Source organism: Streptomyces sp. CBMA152 (assembly GCF_014596475.1).
Taxonomy (GTDB): domain Bacteria; phylum Actinomycetota; class Actinomycetes; order Streptomycetales; family Streptomycetaceae; genus Streptomyces.
The window spans coordinates 71,919-94,244 of record NZ_MECJ01000002.1 but is presented as its reverse complement, the minus strand read 5'-3'; the positions used below and the strand labels follow the sequence as shown (position 1 = coordinate 94,244).

The following is a 22,326-nucleotide window of genomic DNA, read 5'->3' as shown; positions in this document are numbered from 1 at the left end:
TTCTGTTATGGACAGTAACTGTTGCGATCCCGACTCGCAAGAGGATGATTGAATGTGCACTGCGTTCGGACGCCGTGCCGGACACGGAGACCGTCGTGTACGCAGGAGGACCCATGGCCGCCGAAGTGAAGAGCCCGCGCGCCCGCTACCGGGAGCAGACCCGCGCGGAGATCAAGGCGGCGGCGCTCCAGCAGCTCGCCGACGGCGGCGCGCCCGCCGTGGCGCTCACCCGGATCGCCAAGGACATGGGGCTCTCCGGCCCCGCCCTCTACCGCTACTTCGCCAGCCGCGACGAGCTGCTGAGCGAGCTGATCCGGGACACGTACGACGATCTGGCGCAGGCGATCGCACGCGTGGGCGCCAGCACCGTGGGCACGCCCCGCACCGCGCTGCACGCGCTCGCCGACGCCTGCCTCGACTGGGCGACCGCCGAGCCGCACCGCTATCTGCTGATCCAGGGAACTCCCGTACCGGGCTACGCCGCTCCGCCCGACACCCTGGAGCGCGCCCGGGCCGCGCTCGGCCCGTTCCTCACGGTCTTCGCCGCCGGAGATCCGGTCGACGCGTTCCGCCCGCCGGTCGACGAAATGGCCGCGTGGCTACGGCAGGACGGCGCCGTCGCCGACTGGGTCGCGGAGCACACCGACCGCCCGGCCCAGGACGCCGGGGCCGCAACGGCCTTGGCGGGCGCGGTAGTTGCCTGGTCGCAGCTGCACGGCACGGTGAGCCTCGCGGTGTCGGGCCAGTACGACGGAATGGGCCACCGGGCCCGGACATTGCTCACGGCACAGATGGACGCACTGGCGGATGGATTCCGACTGGCGTGACACCAGGGCCAGTTGACGTGACCACCACGCCGACTAACCGGAATCGTTGCCTGTTCGACTAATCAATGGAAAGGCGAGTTGCCGTCTCGTTAACCCTCAACTCCTTGACGCCCCATACACCTCCCAGTTGACTTCCAGCCACCTCGGTCGCAGCGATGCGGCCTCGTCAGGGAGGTATCTGGATGAACACACGTATGCGTCGTGCCGCCGTGGCCGTGAGCGTCACCGCGATGGCCGTTTCCCTCGCCGCTTGCGGCAGCGCCAAGAAGTCCGACAACACCCCCAAGGATCCGGGCGCGAAGAAGGGCGGGGCGATCAAGGTCGGTCTGCTGCTGCCGGAGAACCAGACCGCGCGCTACGAGAAGTTCGACAAGCCGTTGATCGAGAAGATGGTCAGCGATCTCACCGCCGGCAAAGGCAAGGTGGTCTACGCGAACGCCAAGCAGGACGCCACGGTCCAGACGCAGCAGGTCGACGCGATGATCACGAACAAGGTCGACGCGTTGATCGTGGACGCGGTGGACTCGAAGGCGATCGCGGGTGCGGTGAAGAAGGCCAAGGAGTCGGGTATCCCGGTCGTCGCGTTCGACCGTCTGGCCGAGGGTCCGATCGACGCGTACACGTCGTTCGACAACGAGCAGGTCGGCCATGTGCAGGGCAAGGCCCTGGTGGACGCGCTGGGTTCGAAGGCGAAGGACGGTGACATCGTGATGATGAACGGTGCGATCACCGACCCGAACGCCGCGCTGTTCAAGAAGGGCGCGCACGCCGAGCTCGACGGCAAGGTGAACATCGGCAAGGAGTACGACACCAAGGAGTGGAAGCCGGAGAACGCCAACGCCAACATGGAGGGCGCGATCTCGGCCCTGGGCAAGGACAAGATCATCGGCGTCTACTCCGCCAACGACGGCATGGCGGGCGGCATCATCACGGCCCTGAAGGCCGCCGGCCTCTCCAAGCTCCCCCCGGTCACCGGCCAGGACGCCGAACTCGCCGGCGTGCAGCGCATCGTCGAAGGCGAGCAGTTCATGAGCGTCTACAAGCCGTACGTCCAAGAAGGCCCGGTGGCCGCGCAGATGGCGGTCTCGCTCGCCAAGGGCGAACCGCTGACCCTCATCACCAAGTCGACGGTCGACTCCCCCACGACGAAGGCCATCCCGTCCGTGATCATCCCGATCGTCGCGCTCACCAAGGCGAACATCAAGGAGACCGTCATCCGCGACGGCGTCTACTCGGCGTCCGAGATCTGCACGGCCAACGTCAGGGACGCATGTGAGGCGATGGGCCTGAAGTGACGCGGGAGCAACCCGGAAAGCACTGAAGCCCCCGCTCGCGACGGCTGGACGCCGGGTTCGGGCAGCCATCGCCCCCGACACCGCTCGATTGGTGGCTTGATCTCGCCGTATGGCATGATCATGCCGCAAATTCAGCACCACCTCGGGGGATATCTGACATGGCGTCAACTCGTAGTCTGCTCACCGCCGCCGCCTTCGCGGCGGCCCTGGTCACCGTCACCGCGTGCGGCCCGTCCGACGACAAGGGCTCCTCGCCCGCCGCCGCCAAGTCCGCCGCCGCCAAGGCGACTCCGTCGGCCGGCACCCCGGCCGGCGACCCCAACCAGGACTGCGGCAACCCGCCCAAGCTGCCCGCCGGCCACAAGATGCTGCACCCGATCGAGCGGCCCAGGCAGAACACCATGCACGCACAGGAAGCCAAGCCCGCGTGCACGCCGAACGACTGGATCTACCACGGCGAGGGCCCGCACAAGCCGTACTGGTTCGAGAACAACGTCACGGCCGAGCTCGCCACGGGTTCCGGCCAGACCAAGAAGGTCGAGCTGTACCAGCTCTGGGACCACATCGGCGACTGCCTCGCCAACGACCACGACGCCGTCAAGCCCCCGTTCACCTGCTCGGGCAGCATCTACGACGTCACCCTGAACGCCAAGGGCAACGTTGTCGCCATCAAGGAAGTCTGGCACCCGTAACGATACGGATGAGACAGATCAGTTGAAGCACCCGGCGGCAAGCCGGGCAGCAAACGGCTGAATTCTGAACGCAAATGTTCCGCCTTGGCGTCAACGCCGGGGCGGAACGGCGTTTTCGAACCATCACGCGTGGCTCATTAGGCCCTCTCCCCATTCGCCCGACCCCCTATTAGCGTGCCTCGGCGCGGGGGTCACTCCGGGGAAAGGGTCTCACTGGCGTGCTTTATTACGCGTTCAAATACATCGTGCTCGTGCCACTGCTGCGGTGGCCCATGCGACCCAAGGTCGAAGGGCTGCGGCATGTGCCGCGCGGCGGTGCGGCGATCATCGCGGGTAACCATCTCTCGTTCTGCGACTCATTCCTGGTTCCCGTGGCCATCAGGCGCCGGATCACCTACATGTGCAAGATGGAGTACTTCACGGGCCGGGGCGTCAAAGGACGACTGACCGCCGCGTTCTTCCGGGGCGTCGGGCAAATACCGGTGGACCGCTCGGGCAAAGACGCGGCACAGGCCGCGGTCGACACCGGAGTGCGGGTCCTCGCGGGCGGCGGACTGCTCGGCATCTACCCCGAAGGCACCCGCTCGCACGACGGCCGCCTGTACAAGGGCAAGGCCGGGGTCGCGGCCATGGCGCTGCGCTCGGGCGCGCCCGTGATCCCCTGCGCGATGATCGGCACGTTCGAGGCCCAGGCGCGCGGCCAGCGACTGCCGCGCCGCGTACCGGTCACCATCCGCTTCGGCGCCCCGCTGGACTTCTCCCGGTACGCGAACATGCCCGATCGGCGCGAAGTGCTGCGCGCGGTCACGGACGAGATCATGTACGCGATCCGCAAGCTCTCCGAGCAGGAGTACGTGGACACCTATGCGGCCGAGGCCAAGGCGCGGACGGACACCCGTACCCCGGCTCGGTCCGGCCTGGTCAGCTCGCCTGGTCCAGAGACGTCGTGATCCGGCCGAGGAGCTGCTGGAGGGACAGCACCTCCTCCACCGAGAGGCCCGTCGCCGAGAGGATCTTCAGCGGCACCGGCAGCGCCCGCTCGCGCAGCGCGGCGCCGTCCTCGGTCAGCCGGATCGTGACCGACCGCTCGTCGTGGGCGCTGCGCTCGCGGGTCACGAGCCCGGCCGTCTCCAGGCGCTTGAGCAGCGGCGAGAGCGTGCCCGAGTCGAGCCGCAGCCGCTCGCCGATCACCTTGACGGGCTGCGGTCCGTGCTCCCAGAGCACCAGCATCACCAGGTACTGCGGATAGGTGAGGCCGAGGTCCTTCAGGGCGTCGCGGTAGATGCCGCCGAAGGCGCGCGACGCGGCGTGCAGGGAGAAGCAGACCTGGTGGTCGAGGCGGAGCAGATCGACGTCGGACGCGAGGGGCGAGGACGGCGGGGCAGGGGTCGACGAGGAGGTCATGGATCCAGGGTAGCTTGTCGCCCGCCATTGAGTTGCGCGCAATTTAGTTGTGTGCAACTCTTTAGGGGCAGAGAGGAGCGGGCACCCGCTCCCCACCGGACGGAAGAGGGCACCTCCATGAACGCGCTGTACACCGCCGCCGCCACCGCCAACGGGCGCGAGGGCCGGGCCGTGAGCTCGGACGGCCGGCTCGACCTCCCCCTCGCGATGCCCCAGGCGCTCGGCGGCAACGGCGAGGGCACCAACCCCGAGCAGCTCTTCGCCGCCGGGTACGCCGCGTGCTTCGCCAGCGCCATGGGAGCGGTCGGCCGCGAGATGAAGCTCGACACCAAGGACGTCGCCGTCACCGCCGAGGTCTCCATCGGCAAGGACGACACCGGCTTCGGGCTCGCGGTCGTCATGCGCGTGGAGCTGCCGGACGCCCTGGAGGGCGAGACCGGCCGCAAGCTGGTCGAGGCGACGCACGCCTACTGCCCGTACTCCAAGGCCACGCGCGGCAACATCGAGGTCGAGCTCGTCATCGAGTAATCGCCCGCAACAGCCAGAAGCCCGGGTCGGCGAGGAACACCTCGCCGACCCGGGCTTTCGCGCGTACAGGGCCGGATCAACCGGCGGCCGCCTCCTGGCGGATGCGGTCGAACTGGGCGGCCATGGCCTCGGAGAGGGCGTTGGCCCCCGACAGCGGGCGGACCATGACGGTGAAGTCGTCGATCAGGCCGTCGTCGTCGAAGTGCAGAAAGTCGCACCCGTTGACCTCAAGGCCGTTGACCGTGGCCTTGAAGACCAGCGCCTGGTCCCGGCCGTCGGCGCTCACGATCTCGCGCACATAGCGGAAGTCGGCGAAGGTCCGGATCACGCCCCGCAGGATCGCGGCCGTGATCGCCTTCCCCGGGTACGGCTTGAAGGCCACCGGGCTGGTGAACACGACGTTCTCGGCCAGCAGCGCCTCGATGGCGTCATGGTCCCCGGACTCCACGGCCTTACGGAAGGCGGACATCGCCTCAGCCACCTCTCCACGCTCAGGTACTCAACTTGTTGACTAGGTGCACTGGAGAGTAACCAGCCGGGCGCCGGGCGTCCAGACCTCGGCCCGCAGACGATCGAGAACCCACTTCAGTTGGGTCGATTTTCGGTCAGGTACTTTTCGCGACGGCCGGTTCGCCGCTCACCCTCGGACGACCGTTCGGTCCCGAAACCCCTTGCCTGACAGGCCACTTCACCCCCACGCGCCACCGCGCCGCCTCCGAGAAGCGTTCCGGCCATTTCGTGGTCGCCTTCCTGACATGTACTTACCCCTCCTGTCACTCTGGGCCCACACGTGACACCTGCACCATCAACCCCCCACTCCCTAGAAAGGGATGCTCGCGTGACTTTTCGTATAACGCGTTCTACGCGTGTCGCCGGCTCCGTCGCCGCCGCCGCGCTCCTCGCCGGTGGTCTCACCGGTGTGGCCTCCGGATCCGCCGGCGCCTCCCCCACGAGCGCCGACGCCGCCGCGAAGCCGTTCAGCCTCTCCGCCTCGCAGCGGGCCGAGCTGATGCGTCAGCAGACCGCCACCACCGCCAAGACGGCGGCCGAACTGGGCCTCGGCGCCCAGGAGAAGCTGGTCGTCCGTGACGTGATCAAGGACGCCGACGGCACCGTCCACACCCGTTACGAGCGCACGTACGACGGACTCCCTGTCCTCGGCGGCGACTTGGTCGTCCACGTCACCAAGAACGGCAAGAGCGCCGGCGTGACCAAGGCGGCCGGAGCTGCCATCAAGGTCGCGTCCACCACGCCGGCCATCGCCGCAAGTGGCGTGCAGCAGAAGGCTCTTGGCATCGCCAAGAGCGCGGGCGCGCAGAAGGCCACGGCCGACCAGGCGCCGCGCAAGGTGATCTGGGCGGCGAAGGGCACTCCGGTCCTCGCCTACGAGACCGTCGTCGGCGGATTCCAGGACGACGGCACGCCGAGCCGGCTGCACATCGTCACGGACGCCAACACCGGCAAGAAGCTCTCCCAGTGGCAGGCCATCGAGACCGGTACGGGCGCCAGCGAGTACAGCGGCAGCGTCACGCTCGGCACCTCGAAGTCCGGCTCGAACTTCCAGCTCGACGACTCGGCGCGCGGCGGCCACAAGACGTACGACCTCGGCCACAAGCAGGACGGCAAGGGCACGCTCTTCACGAACACGGTCGACACCTGGGGCGACGGCAAGGCGTCCAACGCCCAGACCGCGGCCGTGGACGCGCACTACGGCGCGGCGGTGACCTGGGACTTCTACAAGAACGTGCTGGGCCGCAACGGCATCAAGAACGACGGCGTCGCCTCGTACAGCCGGGTCCACTACGGCGACAACTACGTCAACGCCTTCTGGGACGACAGCTGCTTCTGCATGACGTACGGGGACGGGAACGGCAACTCCGCGCCGCTGACCTCGCTGGACGTCGCGGGCCACGAGATGTCGCACGGCCTGACGGCGGCCACCGCCAAACTCAACTACAGCGGTGAGTCCGGCGGCCTCAACGAGGCGACCTCGGACATCTTCGGCACCGCGGTGGAGTTCTACGCGAACAACTCCACGGACGTCGGCGACTACCTCATCGGCGAGAAGATCAACATCAACGGTGACGGCAAGCCGCTGCGGTACATGGACAAGCCGAGCAAGGACGGCGGTTCGGCCGACAGCTGGTCCGCCGGGGTCGGCGACCTGGACGTCCACAACTCGTCCGGTGTGGCCAACCACTTCTTCTACCTTCTCTCCGAAGGCAGCGGCGCCAAGACCATCAACGGCGTCAGCTACGACTCCCCGACGTCCGACGGCTCCAAGGTCACGGGCATCGGACGGGACAAGGCCGTCAAGATCTGGTACAAGGCGCTGACCGAGTACATGACCTCGACGACCGACTACAAGGGCGCCCGCACCGCCACCCTCAGCGCGGCGAGCGCGCTGTACGGCGCGAGCAGCACCGAGTACAAGACGGTGGACGCGGCCTGGGCCGCGGTCAACGTGAAGTGATCCGCCAGGCGGACCACTGAGACATCGCGGGCGCCCACCCCGACGGGGGTGGGCGCCCGTGTCACGTTCCCCGGATCAGCACCGGGACGTACGGCGTCAGAAGCCCGCGCCGCGCAGGGGGGAGCCGCCGAGGAGGCCGCCGAGTACGTGGCCCGCGAATTCCAGGCCCGCCTGCTCGCGGGGGGTCAGCTCCCGCGGGTCGTCGTGCGACGCGGCGGTCGCGGTACCGGCGGTGAAGCAGGCCGCGGCGGAAAGGCTGACGAGGACGACGGCGAGGCGACGGAGCATGGGAGTCCCTTGGGTGAGGTGTCCGACTGGTCGCCTCGACTCTCGCCAACCAGCGCCCGCACGCCCACCCGACAGGCTGGTCGTTCCCCTGATCGGATCAGCGCGGGCGGGGCATGTCGCCCTGGGTGCCGATCACGCGCGGGCGCGCGAAGTCCGAGTTGTCCACGACGACGTCCATCCTCTTCAGCGGATCCACCTCGTCCAAGTAGATGCGCTCCGCGACCAGATAGCGGTCACGGTGGATCGCCTCCGCGTCGGAACCCGCCCAGTTCTGGTCACGTGCGGCGCCCCGCCGCACCGACAGCTCCGCGTCGACGTCCAGCCAGATACGGAAGTCCCAGTAGTCGTCGATCTCGGGGCGGAAGGCGAAGACACCGTCCACGATCAGTACGGCGTCCGGGGCGACGGGACGGGTGGTCGACGAGTGGTCCACCTGGGTCAGCGGGTCGATGGAGCACAGGGCGCAGTCCACCGGTCCCCGCGAACGGCACGGGTCGAGCAGGAGCCGCTTGGCGGCGGCGTAGTCGTAGGCGTTGCGGTAGTACCCCTCGCCCGACTCCCGGTCGTACAGATGCCGGTCCTTCCACGGCTTCTTGAAGTCGTCGAGCGTGGCCCGCAGTACGGGGCGGCCCGCGCCGCTGATCCACTCGGCCAGTTCATGGCCGAAGCTGGTCTTCCCGGAGGCGGTGAAACCGTCGATCCCGACCAGGAGGCGGCCCTCTCCCCGGGCGATGATCCGCCGGGCCACCCACTCCACCAGTTCGGCGCGTTCGAGGGACGCGGGCGGCGGCGAGGGCTGCTGCCAGGTCGAGACGGAGTGCTGGACGTCTGCTGCCGGTCGCGTTCCCATGGCGCCAACCTAGGCAACCGCCTCACCGCACCGGGCCGCCTCCGCGCGAGTGTGGTCAAGATCTCCCCCACGCCCCCGCCCACCAGGCGTACTCTTCGTGGCATGACTCTTCTCGTGATGCGCCGACACGTGGACTACGTGCGCGTCACCAGCATGAGCTGTCGCCCGCAGGACTGACCTTCGCGGCCTTCTCGGCCCTGGCCCCCGGCCCGGCTCTTCGAGCCTCGCCCCGGGCCCGCCCTTCTGCCCCACGGTCCTGTCGCGGTCACACCCCGGTTCCGGCGCACCCCTTTCGCCGAGCCGTTCCGGCCGTCCTCCCGGCACCCCCGGGAACAGGACCTCCGTATATCCCGGAACGGAAACGGAACCCGCCATGTCCAGCAGCACCCTGCTTTCCACCTCACTGCCCGTGGTCGACCTGTCGCAGGCGGATGACCCGGTCACGCGTGACGCCTTCCGCGAGGGGCTGCACCGCGCGGCCCGCGACACCGGGTTCTTCCACCTCGTGGGGCATGGCATCGAGGACGCCGAGGTCGCTCGCATAGCGCGGCTGACCAGGGAGTTCTTCGCACTGCCCGAGGCCGATCGGCTCGCCCTGAGCAATCTGCGCTCGCCGCACTTCCGGGGCTACACGCGCATCGGCCATGAGCTGACGGGCGGGCGTTCGGACTGGCGGGACCAGCTCGACGTCGGGGCCGAGCGGCCCGCGCCCGTGGTGGGGCCGGACGACCCGGCGTACCGCTGGCTCGAAGGGCCCAACCAGTGGCCCGACGCGCTGCCCGAGCTGCGCACCGTCGTGCTCGACTGGCAGGACCGGCTCGCGGCCGTCGCGCACCGGCTGCTCCAGGAGCTGCTCGCCTCCATCGGCGCCCCCGCCGACTTCTTCGACGCCGCCTTCGCCGAGCGCCCGCATCTGCACACCAAGCTGATCCGCTACCCCGGAAGCGCTCCGGAGGGCGACGGCCAGGGCGTCGGCGCGCACAAGGACTACGGGTTCCTGACGCTGCTGCTCCAGGACTCCGTCGGGGGTCTCCAAGTCCGGCTCGGCGACGGCTTCGTGGACGTTCCGCCGCTGCCCGGCGCCTTCGTCGTCAACCTCGGCGAGCTCCTGGAGATCGCGACCGAGGGCTATCTGTCCGCGACCGACCACCGCGTCGTCTCGCCGCCCGGTGCCGTGGAGCGGTACTCGGTGCCGTTCTTCTACAACCCGCGCCTGGACGCCCGTGTCGAGACGGTCCCCGGCGCCTATCTCTCGCACGCGCCCGGCGTCGCGCACAGCGCGGACAACCCGCTGCACGCCGAGTACGGCCGCAATGAACTGAAGGGCTGGCTGCGCGCCCACCCGGAGGTGGCGCGGCGTCACCACCCGGAGCTGGTGGGCTGATCGGGGAGGCGTCCCAGGGGCGCCGTCCTCCCGCTCCGTGGCGGCGCCCCGGGCGGAGCTGGGCCGTCTGCTCGGGGATAGACGGCCCGGCTCCGCCTCCAGCTTGCGCCGCCCTCCCACGAAAAGCACCGGTCGTGCGACCACTTAAAGTGGCCAATTCCGCTGCTCAGGGACAGCTACGCGGGTAACGGGGCGCATGGTGCACACGCGGTTACGTTACGTAATCGGTGTGCGGGGATCACTCGCCTGCGCGCACAGGCCTCCGGGTCCGCGCGCGCGGCCGCGCGTCAGCTGCCGACGAACTCCTCGGCCCCGTACCGCACTTGGGCCTTCGTCCAGTCCACCCCGAGCTCGCCCACGAACTTCTTGGCGAGCGGGAGGTCGGCGAGCGGGGCGATGAGGATGAGCCTGCCGTCGCGGGCGGTGACGGAGCCGCCGCCGAGTTCGTCACGGGCGGTGGGGTTCGCGAGCAGCGCGTCGTGGAGTGTGCGCGAGGTGACGCCCGGCGCTTCGATGTCGACGGCGTTGGTCTGCGCCGAGGTGCGCGGGAGATAGCGGAAGGTCAGGACGGACTCCTGCTTGAACTGCTTGCGGACGACGTCCGCGATGTGGTGCAGGCCGTTCGCGCTGACATGGTTGACGTCGAACTCGCGCGAGCGCTCGTATGTCGCCTGCTTGAGGTCGGACGACCAGAACACGCCGTTCAGGAGGGTCGACTTCCCGGCCCTGGCGCCGTTGGCGTGGATGACCGAGCGCACTTCGCGGTCGAAGCCGCGCAGTTGGGTCCGCAGCCGGGGGTCGGCGGGGTCGGTGATGACGGCCGTGTTGCTGGTGGCGAAGATCTCGGCGGTCACGGTGGGGTGGGCCGGTGCGGCGGAGGCCGCGGCGGTGCCCACACCGGTGGCCCCGAACGTGAGCGCACCGACCGAGACGAGGATGCCCAACCGTCGTTTCATCTACTGCAACTCCCTGGCGCATGGCCCCCGTGGGCCGTCGTGCTGCGTCGGCCGACGCATCGGGATCACGGTAGGGGCTGGGGCCGGGCGCTTTCCGGGATTTGTAGGGGTATGGCCGATTCCGCGCGGATGGCCGACAACCGCCGTGGTCCGAACGGCGGCCGGACGCGCGGAAAAGCCGCTCACCTCACCGCGCGAAGACCTCCTCGGCCGTCGGATACGACTCCTGCGCGCCAGGCCGGGTCACCGCCGCCGCCCCGACCCGGACCGCGAACGCGGCGGCCTCCGCCAGGTCCTCGCCCAGGCCGAGCCGCCAGGCCAGGGCGGCCGTGAAGGCGTCCCCGGCGCCGGTCGTGTCCACCACGTCGACCTGCGGACTGGCCACCCGTACGAAGGAGTTGGTGCTGCCGGCCGCGACCAGGGCGCCCGCCGCGCCCAGGGTGATCACCACCGAGCGCGGGCCGCGCAGCAGCAGCGCCCGGGCCCAGTCCTCGGGGGCGGGGCCCGCCGAGTCGCCCAGGATGAAGCGCGCCTCGTGCTCGTTGACGATCAGCGGGTCGCAGGCGGTGAGCACGGCGGCGGGCAGCCGGGCGGGCGGGGACGGGTTGAGCACGAATCGGCTGCCGAAGGCCAGACTCCGTACCGTCTCGACCACCGTCTCCAGCGGGATCTCCAGCTGCGCGGAGACCACCCGGGACGCCTGGAAGAGGCTGGCGGCGGCCCGCACGTCCTGCGGGGCGAGCCGGGCGTTGGCGCCGGGCGAGACCACGATGCTGTTGTCGCCGGACGGGTCCACGGTGATCAGCGCCACCCCGGTGGGCGCCCCGCCGACGAGCATGCCGACGGTGTCGACGCCCGCCGCCCGCTGCGAGTCGATGAGCAGCCGTCCATGGCCGTCGTCGCCGACCCGGGCCAGCAGCGCGGTGCGCGCGCCGAGCCGGGCGGCCGCGACGGCCTGGTTCGCGCCCTTGCCGCCCGGGTGGACGACCAGGTCCGAGCCGAGCACGGTCTCGCCGGGCGCGGGGCGGCGGTCCACGCCGATGACCAGGTCGGCGTTGGCGGACCCGACGACCAGAAGGTCGTAGTCGTACATCCCTGTCCTGCTTTCGCTGTGTGGCCGAGGTTGGGGGGTGGCCGGTTTCCGTCGAGGAGAAGTCTGCGACGTTCAGGAGAACTGGGCGAGGTTTTCGCGCAGGACGACCTTGACCGGAACCTTCACCGTGCTCTCGACCTGGTCGCCCTTCGCCGCCCTGACCGCGTTGCGCACGGCGATCCGGCCGAGCTCGGCGGGCTGCTGCGCGACCGATGCGTACAGTGTGCCCGCCCCAACTGCTTTGAGACCGTCGGGAGTTCCGTCGAAGCCGACTACGGCGACGGTCGATCCCGCCTTGGCGCCGAGCGCCTTGACCGCGCCGAGCGCCATCTCGTCGTTCTCGGCGAAGACCCCGGTGACGTCGGGGTGGGACTGGAGCAGATTGGTCATCACGTCGAGGCCCTTGGTGCGGTCGAAGTCGGCGGGCTGACGGGCGACGACCGTGATGCCGGGGTACGCCTTGATGCCCTCGGCGAAGCCCTGGCCGCGCTCGCGGCTGGCGGAGGTGCCCGCGGTGCCCTGGAGGACGGCGATCCTGCCCTTGCCGCCGAGCTTGTCGGCGAGCGTCTTCGCGGCGAGCCTGCCGCCCGCCACGTTGTCGGAGGCGACCAGGGTGGCCGCGGTCGCCTTGTTGACGCCTCGGTCGGCGGCGACCACGGGAATGTCCGCCTTGTTGGCGGCGCGCACCGACGGCCCGACGGCGTCCGAGTCCACCGGGTTGACGATGATCGACTTCATGCCCGCACCCGTGAAGTTCTGGATCTGGTTGGCCTGTTGGGAGGCGTCGTTCTGCGCGTCGGTGACGGTGAGGTCGACACCGGCCGCCTTGGCCTCCGCCTCGGCCCCAGCCTTCATCTGGACGAAGAAGGGGTTGTTGAGGGTGGAGAGCGACATGCCCACCTTGGTGGAGGCGCCGGACGAGCCGGTGTTGACAAAGGAGAGCGCGCCCAGGACGGCCGCCACGGCCACGGCGGCGACCGCCGCCTTCACGGCTCCGCCCTTGCCGCCGAATCCGCCGCCCGAACCCGTACCCGCCGCCCCGGGTGCGGCCCCGGCCCGGCGGCGCACGGTGTCGAGCAGGACGGCGAGCGCGATGACGACGCCGATGACGACCTGCTGCCAGAAGGCCGACACGGAAAGGAGGTTGAGGCCGTTGCGCAGCACCGCCAGGATCAGCGCGCCGATCAGGGTGCCGGACGCCTTGCCCACACCGCCGGACAGGCTGGCGCCGCCGATGACGACGGCCGCGATCGCGTCGAGCTCGTACCCCTGGGCGGCCTGCGGCTGCGCCGAGACCAGCCGGGAGGCGAGCACGATTCCGGCGACGGCGGCGAACAGGCCGGACAGCGCGTAGATCGCGATCTTCTGCCGCCTGACCCGCAGCCCGGAGAGCCGGGCCGCCTCCTCGTTGCCGCCGATCGCGTACATCGAGCGTCCGAGGTACGTACGCGACAGGATCAGCGCGGTGAGCAGCCCCATCGCGACCATCACCAGGACCGGGACGGGCAGTCGGCCACCGATGGTGTCGCCGATCCGGGAGACGGAGTCGGGGAACGCGATCGGGCTGCCCTGCGAGATCACCAGGGACAGGCCCCGGCCGACCGAGAGCATGGCCAAGGTGGCGATGAACGGCGGGAGTTTGCCGTACGCGACGAGGACGCCGCTGACCAGGCCGCAGGCGATGCCCGTGCCGACGGCGAGGACGACCGCGAGCCACACCGGCAGGCCCTGCTTCGTCGCCGACCAGGCGAGCACGGTCGCGGACAGCGCGGCGACCGAGCCGACCGACAGGTCGATGCCCGCCGAGACGATGACGAAGGTGACCCCGAACGCGAGGATCGCGGTCACGGCTGCCTGCACACCGACGTTGAGCAGGTTCTGCGTGGTCAGGAAGTCGCCGGAGAGCAGCGACATCGCCACCAGCAGGACCACCAGGGCGCTGAGCGCGCCGTTGTCGAGCAGGAGACGGCGCAGCGCCGGTATGCCGCTCGCGCCGCTCCGGAGCGTGTCAGTGGCCACGGGAGCCCTCCACTTCGTTCTGTACGGGGGCGGGCGCGGCCGCCGTGCCCACGGCGAGTTCCATGACGGCCTCCTGGGTCGTCTCGCCCGCCGGGAGTTCCCCGGCGATGCGCCCCTGGGCCATGACCAGCACCCGGTCGCTCATGCCGAGCACCTCGGGTAGATCGCTGGAGATCATGACGACCGCGTGCCCGGCGGCGGTCAGTTCGTTGACGAGCTGGTAGATCTCGACCTTGGCGCCGACGTCGATGCCCCGGGTCGGCTCGTCGAGGATGAGCACCCGGGTGTCGGCGAGCAGCCACTTGCCGATGACGACCTTCTGCTGGTTGCCGCCGGACAGCGTGCGCACCGGCTGGCCGAGCCCGGCCATGCGTACGCCGAGGCGTTCGGCGATGCGCGCGGCCGCCGCCCGCTGGCCCTTGCGGTCGACGAGCCCGGCGCGGGTGGCCGAGCGCAGCGTGACCAGGCCCAGGTTCTCCTCGACGGAGGCGTCGAGGACCAGGCCCTGGCCCTTGCGGTCCTCGGGGACCAGACCGATCCCGGCGCCCATCGCGGCGTTCACGTCGTGCCGGGGCAGTGGTTCGCCGCGCACGTCGACGGTTCCGCTGTCGTAGCGGTCGGCGCCGAAGACGGCCCGGGCGACCTCGGTGCGCCCGGCACCGACCAGTCCGGCCAAGCCCACGACCTCACCGGCGCGCACCTCGAAGCTGACGTCGTGGAAGGCGCCCTTGCGGGTCAGTGAGCGCACCGAGAGCAACGGGGCGCCGACGTCCGGGCGTTCACGCGGATACTGCTGGTCGATGTCCCGGCCGACCATCATGCGTACGAGTTCGTCCTCGGGCGTCGAGGCGGGCACCTGGCCGACGCTTCTGCCGTCGCGCAGCACCGTGACCCGGTCGCCGAGCGCCGCGATCTCGTCGAGGTGGTGGGTGATGAAGACGATCCCCACACCGTCCGCGCGCAGACCGCGTACGAGGGCGAAGAGCTTGTCGACCTCTTCGGAGGTGAGCACGGCGGTCGGCTCGTCCATGATCAGGACACGTGCGTCGAGGCTGAGCGCCTTGGCGATCTCGACCATCTGGAGCCGGGCGATGCCGAGTTCACGTACGCGCGCGTGGGGCGCGACATCGACGCCGACCCGCTCCAGGAGCACGGCGGCGTCCGCCTCCATGCGCTTGCGGTCGATCATTGCGAAGCGGCGCGGCTGGCGGCCCAGGAAGATGTTCTCGGCGACGGTGAGATCGGGGACGAGGGTGAACTCCTGGTAGATGGTGGCGATCCCGAGCCGTTCGGCGTCCTGCGCGCTGTGGATGCGCACCTCGCGCCCGTCGGCGAGGATGCGGCCGCTGTCGGGGCGGTGGGCGCCGGAGAGCGTCTTGATGAGGGTGCTCTTGCCCGCGCCGTTCTCGCCCAGGAGAACGTGCACCTCACCGCGGCGCAGGTCGAAGTCGACGCCGTCGAGCGCGACCACGCCGGGAAACGCCTTCCGGATGCCTTCAATACGCAGCAACTCGCCCTGCTCGCTCACGCGTTGCTCCTCTGGTCGGCGGCACGCTCGCCGCAGGATCGGCGCACGACGAGACGGGCGGGCAGGGTGACGGACTCCGGCTGCCGCCCCTCGATCCGGTCGACCAGAGCGCGTACCGCGGCCCGGCCCAGCTCGTCGGTCGGCTGGGCGATCGCGGTGATCGGCGGATCGGTGTGCACGAACCACGGGATGTCGTCGAAGGCGGCGAGCGCGATGTCGTGCGGCACCCGCAGCCCGTGCGCACGGATCGCGTCGAGGGCGCCGAGCGCCATCAGGTTGTCGGCGGCGAAGACGACTTCGGGCGGTTCGGGGAGCGCGAGGAAGCGTTCGGTGGTCCGGCGGCCGCTGTCGGCCTGGAAGTCGCCCTGGCCGATATAGGCGTCGGGGAGCGGGAGTTGGTGCTCGCGCAGCGCGTCCCGGAACGCCTCGACCCGCTCGCTGCCCGTGGTCGTGGCGGCCGGGCCAGCGATGATGGCGAGCCTGCGGTGGCCGAGGCCGTAGAGATGGGCGACGAGGTCGCGGACGGCCGCACGGCCGTCGGCCCGCACCACAGGGACGTCGACGCCCGGGATCCAGCGGTCGACGAAGACCATCGGGGTGCCCGCGCGGGCCGCCTCCACCATCGGCGCGGAGCCGCCCTCGGTGGGCGACACCAGCAGCCCGTCGATGCGGCGGTCGAGCAGGGTGCGGATGTGGTGGTCCTGCAACTCGGGCCGTTCGTCGGCGTTTCCGATGATGACGCTGTAGCCGAGCTCCCGCGCCTCCTGCTCCACGGAACGGGCGAGCTCGGTGAAGTACGGGTTGAGCACATCGCTGATGACCAGCCCCAGGGTGCGGGTCTGGTCGGTGCGCAGCGATCTGGCGACCGCGTTGGGGCGGTAGCCGAGCGCGTCGACGGCGGCGAGGACGCGCGAGCGCGCCTCGGGGCTGACGGACGGGTGGCTGTTGAGGACGCGGGAGACCGTGGCGACCGACACTCCCGCCTCGGCCGCGACGTCCTTGATGCCGGCCATCGCCGGACCACCTCCTCCTGCTCGCGGGGCCGTGGAAACGATTACACCGAGGATTGGAATCGATTACACGAGCTCGGACAAGCCCTCGCCCGACCTCCGAGACCCGATCGTGATGAACGGTCAGCGCCCAAGTGGGCGGACCGGCATACGGATCACCGGTGCATTCACACCGCGTTCTGCCACCAACTACTGGTGCGGCTGCGGCAGTTGATGAACACTCTCCCCCTGTTACGTGAGTTGCGCGCCATCGGAACGCTCTTCCACTCGTCGCGGACCGGCGATCCCGGCCGCGTAAGGAGCCGTCCATGCGTACAGGGAGATCCAGCGGGATACGTACGGCCGCGATCGCGGTCCTCGCGGTCGCCGGGCTGTTGGCGCCGGGAGGTCATACCGCCTCGGCCTCGGTCCAGGAGGACGACGACGGAGGCGGCCCCGCCGCTCCCGCCGAGTACAGCTATCTGCAAAAAGCCGTTCCCGGGCAGCCGTTGCCCCGGCACGCCTACGACACCGCGGCCGCGCAGGCCGCCGCACTGCCCCAGACCCCCGGCTCCTGGCAGTCGATCGGCCCCACCAACATCGGCGGCCGGGTCGTCTCGCTCGCCCTCGACCCCCGCCATGCCGACACGCTGTACGCGGCGGCCGCCAGCGGCGGGGTGTGGCGCTCGACCGACGCCGGAAAGACGTTCACCCCGGCGTGGCCGGAGCGCGGCACGCAAGCGATGGGCGCGCTCGCGGCAGCCCCGGACGGCACGCTGTACGCGGGAACGGGCGAGCCCAACCCCGGTGGCGGCAGCGTCACCTACGAGGGGACCGGAATCTACCGCTCCACCGACCAGGGCCGCAGCTGGCGGGCGGTCGGACTGCGGGACTCGGGAGCGGTCGGCGCCCTCGACGTGGACCCGCGCGCACCCCGCCGGGTGCTCGCCGCGGCCACCGGATCGCTCTACAACGCGGGCGGCGACCGGGGTGTCTACCTCTCCGAGAACGCCGGGGGCTCCTGGCGGCGCGTGCTGGATGTGCCGAACGGTTTCACCGGAGCCGTCGACGTCCAGCGCGACCCGGCCAACCCCGACCGGGTGTACGCCGTGCTGTGGGACCACCGGCGCGAGCCGGACAAACGCACCTACGGCGGAACGGGCTCCGGCGTCTACCGCTCCGACGACGGAGGCGCCCACTGGAAGCATCTCGGCGGCGGGCTCCCCACCGCCGACTCGGGCCGCATCGGCCTGGGCATCGCGCGCTCGGAACCGGGCCGCCTGTACGCCCTGGTCGGCGCCACCGGCGGGACCTTCGGGAGCTTCCTCACCTCCGCCGACGGCGGCGACAGCTGGACGAAACTGCCCGACAACCCGACCCTCGCCGACAACCAGTCCAGCTACTCCTGGTGGTTCGGCAAGGTGTGGGTCGACCCGGCCGACGCCCGGCATGTGCACGCGGCCGGGGTGGGCCTGCTGACCACCAAGGACGGCGGCGCGACCTGGACCGCCGAGGAGGACGCCGTCCACTCCGACCAGCACGCCATGCTCTGGGACCCGCGCACCCCCGGCCGCGTCTACCTCGGCAACGACGGCGGCGTCTACCGCTCCGACGCGCGCGGTGACTCGGGCTGGACCAAGGCGACGTACGAGCCGTGGACCCAGCTCTACACGGTGGCGGCGACCCCGCAGGACACCACCCGGATATCCGGCGGCGCCCAGGACAACGGCTCGGTGCGCTCCTGGGGCGGCGACGCGTTCAACGAGTACCTGGGCGGCGACGGGCTGCAGAACCTGATCGATCCCACCGACAAGAACCGGGTGTACGCCTGCTACCAGTACGGCAACTGCTTCCGCTCCACCGACGGCGGCGCCACCCTCACCGAGTACACCAACTCCACCACGGCCGACCGCCGCAACTGGCTCACCCCCGTGCAGTTCGACCCGGTGAACCCGAACGTCCTCTACTACGGCGGCAACCGGCTCAACCGGTCGACCGACGGCGGCGCCACCTGGCAGCCGATCAGCCCCGACCTCACCGGTGGGCCGGGCCACGACTCCTACCCCTACGGCACGATCACGACGGTCGCGGCCGCGCATGACGGGCACACCGTCTGGGCGGGCACCGACGACGGCCGGGTGTGGGTGACCCGCGATCTGGGTGCCCACTGGACCCAGGTCCTGTCCGGGCAGCCGTGGGTGACCCGTATCGCGGTGGACGCGGACGATCCGGCGACCGCGTACGTATCGCTGTCCGGGTACCGGGCGGGCTCGCCGCAGCCGCATCTGCTGCGGACCAGGGACGCGGGCGCGAGCTGGACCGATCTGTCCGGAAACCTTCCCCAGGCGCCGGTGAACGATGTGGTGCCGATCGGCCGAAACACGCTCTATGTGGCCACCGACCAGGGCGTGTTCGTCAACGGCCGGGGCGGCTGGCAGCGGCTCGGCGGCGGGCTGCCGCTGGTGCCGGTGTCGGACATCACATACGACCCCACCCACCATCGCCTGGTCGCGGCCACCTTCGGCCGTGGCTTCTACAGTCTCCTTACCCACCAAGGAATCTGATACTGCGTCAGGCCCCCGTCGACCCGGTCGACGGGGGCCTTCGTGCGCGTCCTGCGCGAGGGGCCGGTTCGAAGAGTCATGGCCGAGACACTGCACCGATGCAATCTCGCCATGTACCGTTCAAACGCGCGCAGCCCGGGAGTATCCCAACTGCCGTTCTACGCGCGCAGACTGGGCGCCCGCACCGCCTCTCCCCCACCCCTCATGGAGGTAGCAGGATGCTCCGAACCCGGAGTTCCCAAAGGCCACGGCACAGACTCGCCACCGCGCTCGTGGCGCTCGGCATGCTGGGCACGGGCACGGCGGCCCTGGCCGTCACCGCCCCCGCAGCCGCCGCGGTGACCCCGCACCGCGTGCTCTTCGACAATTCCAAGGCCGAGACCGCCGGCAACGCAGACTGGATCATCAGCACCAGCCAGCCCGACCCGCTGGCCGAGAACGCCAACCCGTCGGCGGAGACCGACTGGACCGGCGCACTCTCGTCGTGGGGCGTCTCGCTCCAGAAGACGGGCAACTACTCGCTGAAGACGCTGCCCTCGGGCAACACCATCACCTACGGCACGTCGTCGCCGCTCGACCTGCAGAACTTCGACACGTTCGTGCTGCCCGAGCCGAACATCCTGCTGTCGGCGTCCGAGAAGACCGCGATCATGAAGTTCGTGCAGCACGGCGGCGGTCTGTTCATGATCTCCGACCACACCGGCTCGGACCGCAACAACGACGGCTCCGACGCGGTCAAGATCCTCAACGATCTGATGACCAACAACGGGGTCAACAACAACGACCCGTTCGGCTTCTCGATCGACTCGCTGAACATCGCCAACGACAACCCGAGGGCGATCTCCGACAGCACCGACCCGGTGCTCAACGGCTCCTTCGGCAAGGTCACCGGCAGCATCATCCGCAACGGCACGACGGCCACCCTGAAGCCCGCGGACAACCCGGCGGTCAAGGGCCTGGTGTACCGCACCGGCTACTCCGGCAACACCGGCGCCTTCTTCGCGACCAGCACGTTCGGCAGCGGCCGGGTGGCGTTCTGGGGCGACAGCTCGCCGATCGACGACGGCACCGGCCAGCCCAACAACAACCTCTTCGACGGCTGGGACGACCCGGCCGGCACGGACGCGGCGCTCGCCCTCAACGGTACGGAGTGGCTCGCCGGAGCGGGTGGTTCCGGCAGCACGGGCGGCACCACCGGCGGAGGCACGGGCGGCAGCACCGGCGGCACCACCGGAGGCAGCACGGGTGGCAGCACCGGAGGCAGCACTGGCGGCAGCACCGGCGGCGGGGGCACCGGCACCTGCACGGCCGGTCAGCTGCTCGCCAACCCGGGCTTCGAGTCCGGAAGTTCGGCGTGGTCGGCCACGAGCGGGGTCATCACCAACGACTCCAGCGAGCCCGCGCACAGCGGCTCGTACACGGCGTGGCTGAACGGCACCGGCACCGCGCACACCGACACGCTCGCCCAGACGGTCACCATCCCGTCCGGCTGCGCGGCCAAGCTCAGCTACTACCTGCACATCGACACGGACGAGACCACGACCACCAAGGCGTACGACACGCTGAAGGCGCAGGTCGTGGACGGTTCGGGGACGGTCCTGTCCACCCTGGCCACGTACTCCAACCTCGACGCGGGCAGCGGCTACACCCAGCGCAGCTTCGACCTGAGCGCGTACGCGGGCCAGACGGTGACGGTGAAGTTCACCGGAGTCGAGGGCTCCACGCTCCAGACGTCGTTCGTCGTCGACGACACGGCACTCGACGTCAGCTGACGTCACCCCAGTCCCACGCAAGGTCCGTCGCCCACCCCTCGCGGGTCGGCGGCGGGCCTTCCGCGTTGTGTTGCACGCCGCAACATTCATCGTCACGGCCCTTGTGAAGTGAACCGGCGCTCATTACTTTCCCGTAGCCACGCCGCACGTCATGGTCATGCCCCCCACAAGATCAACCGGAGTGACGATGTCTGTTTCCAGAACACTCGGCTCCCTGGCGGCCGTTCTCACCCTGGCCGTGGCCGGTACCTCCGCCTCCACGACCGCCTCCGCCACCGCCGCGCGGCACGCCGGTGCCGCCGGGCTGCGGGAGGTCATGTTCGTCGGCAACAACTGGGACGGCACCGCCGATGTCGTCAGATCCAGTGGCGACTTCGCGAAGATCGGGCGGATCAACGTCATCCCCGACAAGGACCAGCGGCTCGCCGAGATCTACCTCAACCCCATCAAACTCGCCTATTTCCTCGGCATCAGACAGGGGCCGGGCGAGGGGCACGACCAGTTCGTCGACGACATGTACACCACGCCCGACGGGTCGTCCGTGGTGGTCTCCCGCCCCAGCTTCGCCGACGTCGTCTCGATCGACCTCACCACCGGACACATCAACTGGCGCTTCCCGGTGTCGGGTTACCGCTCCGACCACATGGCGGTCTCCCCCGACGGCGCCCGCGTCGCCGTCTCCGCCTCCACCTCGAACACCGTGCACGTACTCGACATCGTCACCGGCCAACAGCTCGGCTCGTTCACGGCCGGCGACAAACCCCACGAGAACGTCTTCACGGACGGCGGGAAGTACCTCTGGAACATGTCGATCGGCGAGGTCGACACGGCGCTGGACGCCCCCTGGCTCGACTGGACCAAGGGCGACCGGCACATCACGGTGGTGGACGCGCACACCTACAAGCAGGTCAAGGTCATCGACATGCGCTCCCGGCTCGACGCGTTCGGACGCAAGGACCTGTCCAACGCCGTGCGGCCGCTGGTCTTCACGCCCGACGAGTCCAAGGCGTACTTCCAGGTCTCGTTCTTCAACGGCTTCCTGGAGTACGACGTCGCCAGCGACAAGATCACCCGGTCGAAGACGCTCCCCGAGAACCCCGCGACCAGCAAGGACCGCACCACCTGGGTCAACGACTCGCGCCACCACGGGCTCTCCATGAGCCCCGACGGGACCAAGCTCTGCGTCGCCGGGACGATGGACGACTACGCGACGGTCGTCGACCGTACAACGTTGCAGGAAGGCCCGCTGGTTCCCGCGTCGAAGCCGTACTGGGCGACGGTGAGCGGCGACGGCAGGTCCTGCGTCATCTCGGAGAGCGGGGCGGACCGTATCACCGCGATCGACTTCGCCACCGGACAGAAGACCGTCTCGATCCCGGTCGGCGACCATCCGCAGCGGGTGCGGATCGGGCACGTCCCCGCCGACTGGACCGGCCCCTCGGCAGGCTGACCTCAGAATTACGAAACGGATGATCTGTCCCAAGCTGGGTCAAGATGAAAGAACGCCCTCAACCCCCGCAGTTACACGCGTACATGGAGCACACGACGCCCGCGCACTGTGATCAGAAGCACAGTGCGCGAGGCGTGCAACCATTTACCCCGTCCACGCATCTGGACCGTTGGAACACAGGAACCACACAGCAAGCTTGCGTGTCGGTCACCTC

General features: G+C 69.9%; 19 protein-coding genes. 10 read left to right on the top strand and 9 right to left on the bottom strand.

Annotated features, from left to right (window positions below; genetic code table 11):
• The first annotated feature begins 113 nt into the window (after positions 1–113).
• From BG418_RS01445 to BG418_RS01430, 4 genes are all read left to right on the top strand, one after another.
• Positions 114–827: a TetR/AcrR family transcriptional regulator gene (locus BG418_RS01445; RefSeq protein WP_188271770.1), complete on the top strand. Its 714-nt coding sequence runs from the start codon at positions 114–116 to the stop codon at positions 825–827.
• Positions 828–1,009: 182 nt separating this feature from the next.
• Positions 1,010–2,122, top strand: a complete 1,113-nt coding sequence (locus BG418_RS01440) for a sugar ABC transporter substrate-binding protein (protein WP_188271769.1) — start codon at positions 1,010–1,012, stop codon at positions 2,120–2,122.
• Between the two features lie 158 nt (positions 2,123–2,280).
• Complete coding sequence (locus tag BG418_RS01435) at positions 2,281–2,814, top strand: hypothetical protein (protein ID WP_188271768.1); 534 nt, start codon at positions 2,281–2,283, stop codon at positions 2,812–2,814.
• 218 nt (positions 2,815–3,032) lie between these two features.
• Positions 3,033–3,764, top strand: a complete 732-nt coding sequence (locus tag BG418_RS01430; RefSeq protein WP_188271767.1) for a 1-acyl-sn-glycerol-3-phosphate acyltransferase — start codon at positions 3,033–3,035, stop codon at positions 3,762–3,764.
• Here the strand turns inward: BG418_RS01430 and BG418_RS01425 are convergent.
• A complete protein-coding gene (locus BG418_RS01425; protein ID WP_188271766.1) occupies positions 3,736–4,218 on the bottom strand; it encodes a MarR family winged helix-turn-helix transcriptional regulator in 483 nt (160 codons plus the stop codon). The two genes, BG418_RS01430 and BG418_RS01425, sit on opposite strands and share 29 nt — an antisense overlap.
• 117 nt (positions 4,219–4,335) lie before the next feature.
• On the opposite strand from BG418_RS01425, the gene BG418_RS01420 reads away from it, so the two are divergent.
• On the top strand, positions 4,336–4,746 hold the full coding sequence (locus tag BG418_RS01420) for an organic hydroperoxide resistance protein (protein WP_188271765.1): 411 nt from the start codon (positions 4,336–4,338) through the stop codon (positions 4,744–4,746).
• Between the two features lie 76 nt (positions 4,747–4,822).
• Here the strand turns inward: BG418_RS01420 and BG418_RS01415 are convergent, their stop codons facing one another.
• Positions 4,823–5,215, bottom strand: coding sequence for a nuclear transport factor 2 family protein (locus tag BG418_RS01415; RefSeq protein WP_188271764.1), 393 nt, complete (start codon positions 5,213–5,215; stop codon positions 4,823–4,825).
• A gap of 369 nt (positions 5,216–5,584) precedes the next feature.
• Between BG418_RS01415 and BG418_RS01410 the strand changes: the two genes are divergently transcribed.
• Positions 5,585–7,219: a M4 family metallopeptidase gene (locus BG418_RS01410; protein WP_188271763.1), complete on the top strand. Its 1,635-nt coding sequence runs from the start codon at positions 5,585–5,587 to the stop codon at positions 7,217–7,219.
• A gap of 96 nt (positions 7,220–7,315) precedes the next feature.
• Here the strand turns inward: BG418_RS01410 and BG418_RS01405 are convergent, their stop codons facing one another.
• Positions 7,316–7,507: a hypothetical protein gene (locus BG418_RS01405; protein ID WP_188271762.1), complete on the bottom strand. Its 192-nt coding sequence runs from the start codon at positions 7,505–7,507 to the stop codon at positions 7,316–7,318.
• A 97-nt stretch (positions 7,508–7,604) separates the two neighbouring features.
• Positions 7,605–8,357, bottom strand: coding sequence for a uridine kinase (locus BG418_RS01400; RefSeq protein WP_188271761.1), 753 nt, complete (start codon positions 8,355–8,357; stop codon positions 7,605–7,607).
• 373 nt (positions 8,358–8,730) lie between these two features.
• Between BG418_RS01400 and BG418_RS01395 the strand changes: the two genes are divergently transcribed.
• Entirely contained in the window at positions 8,731–9,741 is a 1,011-nt protein-coding gene (locus BG418_RS01395) for an isopenicillin N synthase family oxygenase (protein WP_188271760.1), read from the top strand.
• A 287-nt stretch (positions 9,742–10,028) separates the two neighbouring features.
• Here BG418_RS01395 and BG418_RS01390 read toward each other — a convergent pair whose 3' ends face one another.
• The 5 genes from BG418_RS01390 to BG418_RS01370 all read right to left on the bottom strand — a co-directional run bounded on the left by BG418_RS01390 (position 10,029) and on the right by BG418_RS01370 (position 16,350).
• Positions 10,029–10,697 (bottom strand): hypothetical protein, encoded by a 669-nt coding sequence (locus tag BG418_RS01390; RefSeq protein ID WP_188271759.1) that lies wholly within the window; start codon positions 10,695–10,697, stop codon positions 10,029–10,031.
• 187 nt (positions 10,698–10,884) lie between these two features.
• A complete protein-coding gene (locus tag BG418_RS01385) occupies positions 10,885–11,790 on the bottom strand; it encodes a ribokinase (RefSeq protein WP_188271758.1) in 906 nt (301 codons plus the stop codon).
• Positions 11,791–11,862: 72 nt separating this feature from the next.
• Positions 11,863–13,809: a substrate-binding domain-containing protein gene (locus BG418_RS01380; RefSeq protein WP_188271757.1), complete on the bottom strand. Its 1,947-nt coding sequence runs from the start codon at positions 13,807–13,809 to the stop codon at positions 11,863–11,865.
• Positions 13,799–15,337 carry a sugar ABC transporter ATP-binding protein gene (locus BG418_RS01375; RefSeq protein WP_188271756.1) on the bottom strand — a complete coding sequence of 513 codons (1,539 nt, stop codon included), beginning with the start codon at positions 15,335–15,337 and terminating at the stop codon, positions 13,799–13,801. The genes BG418_RS01380 and BG418_RS01375 overlap by 11 nt, the downstream gene beginning before the upstream one ends.
• On the bottom strand, positions 15,334–16,350 hold the full coding sequence (locus tag BG418_RS01370; RefSeq protein WP_188271755.1) for a LacI family DNA-binding transcriptional regulator: 1,017 nt from the start codon (positions 16,348–16,350) through the stop codon (positions 15,334–15,336). Before BG418_RS01370 ends, BG418_RS01375 begins: the two co-directional genes overlap by 4 nt.
• 305 nt (positions 16,351–16,655) lie before the next feature.
• On the opposite strand from BG418_RS01370, the gene BG418_RS01365 reads away from it, so the two are divergent.
• The 3 genes from BG418_RS01365 to BG418_RS01355 all read left to right on the top strand — a co-directional run bounded on the left by BG418_RS01365 (position 16,656) and on the right by BG418_RS01355 (position 22,112).
• The gene (locus tag BG418_RS01365) at positions 16,656–18,890 is read left to right on the top strand and encodes a sialidase family protein (RefSeq protein ID WP_188271754.1); all 2,235 of its coding nucleotides are present in this window, start codon (positions 16,656–16,658) and stop codon (positions 18,888–18,890) included.
• 218 nt (positions 18,891–19,108) lie between these two features.
• Positions 19,109–20,662 (top strand): hydrolase, encoded by a 1,554-nt coding sequence (locus BG418_RS01360; RefSeq protein WP_188271753.1) that lies wholly within the window; start codon positions 19,109–19,111, stop codon positions 20,660–20,662.
• A 187-nt stretch (positions 20,663–20,849) separates the two neighbouring features.
• Positions 20,850–22,112, top strand: coding sequence for a YncE family protein (locus tag BG418_RS01355; RefSeq protein ID WP_188271752.1), 1,263 nt, complete (start codon positions 20,850–20,852; stop codon positions 22,110–22,112).
• Positions 22,113–22,326: the final 214 nt, after the last annotated feature.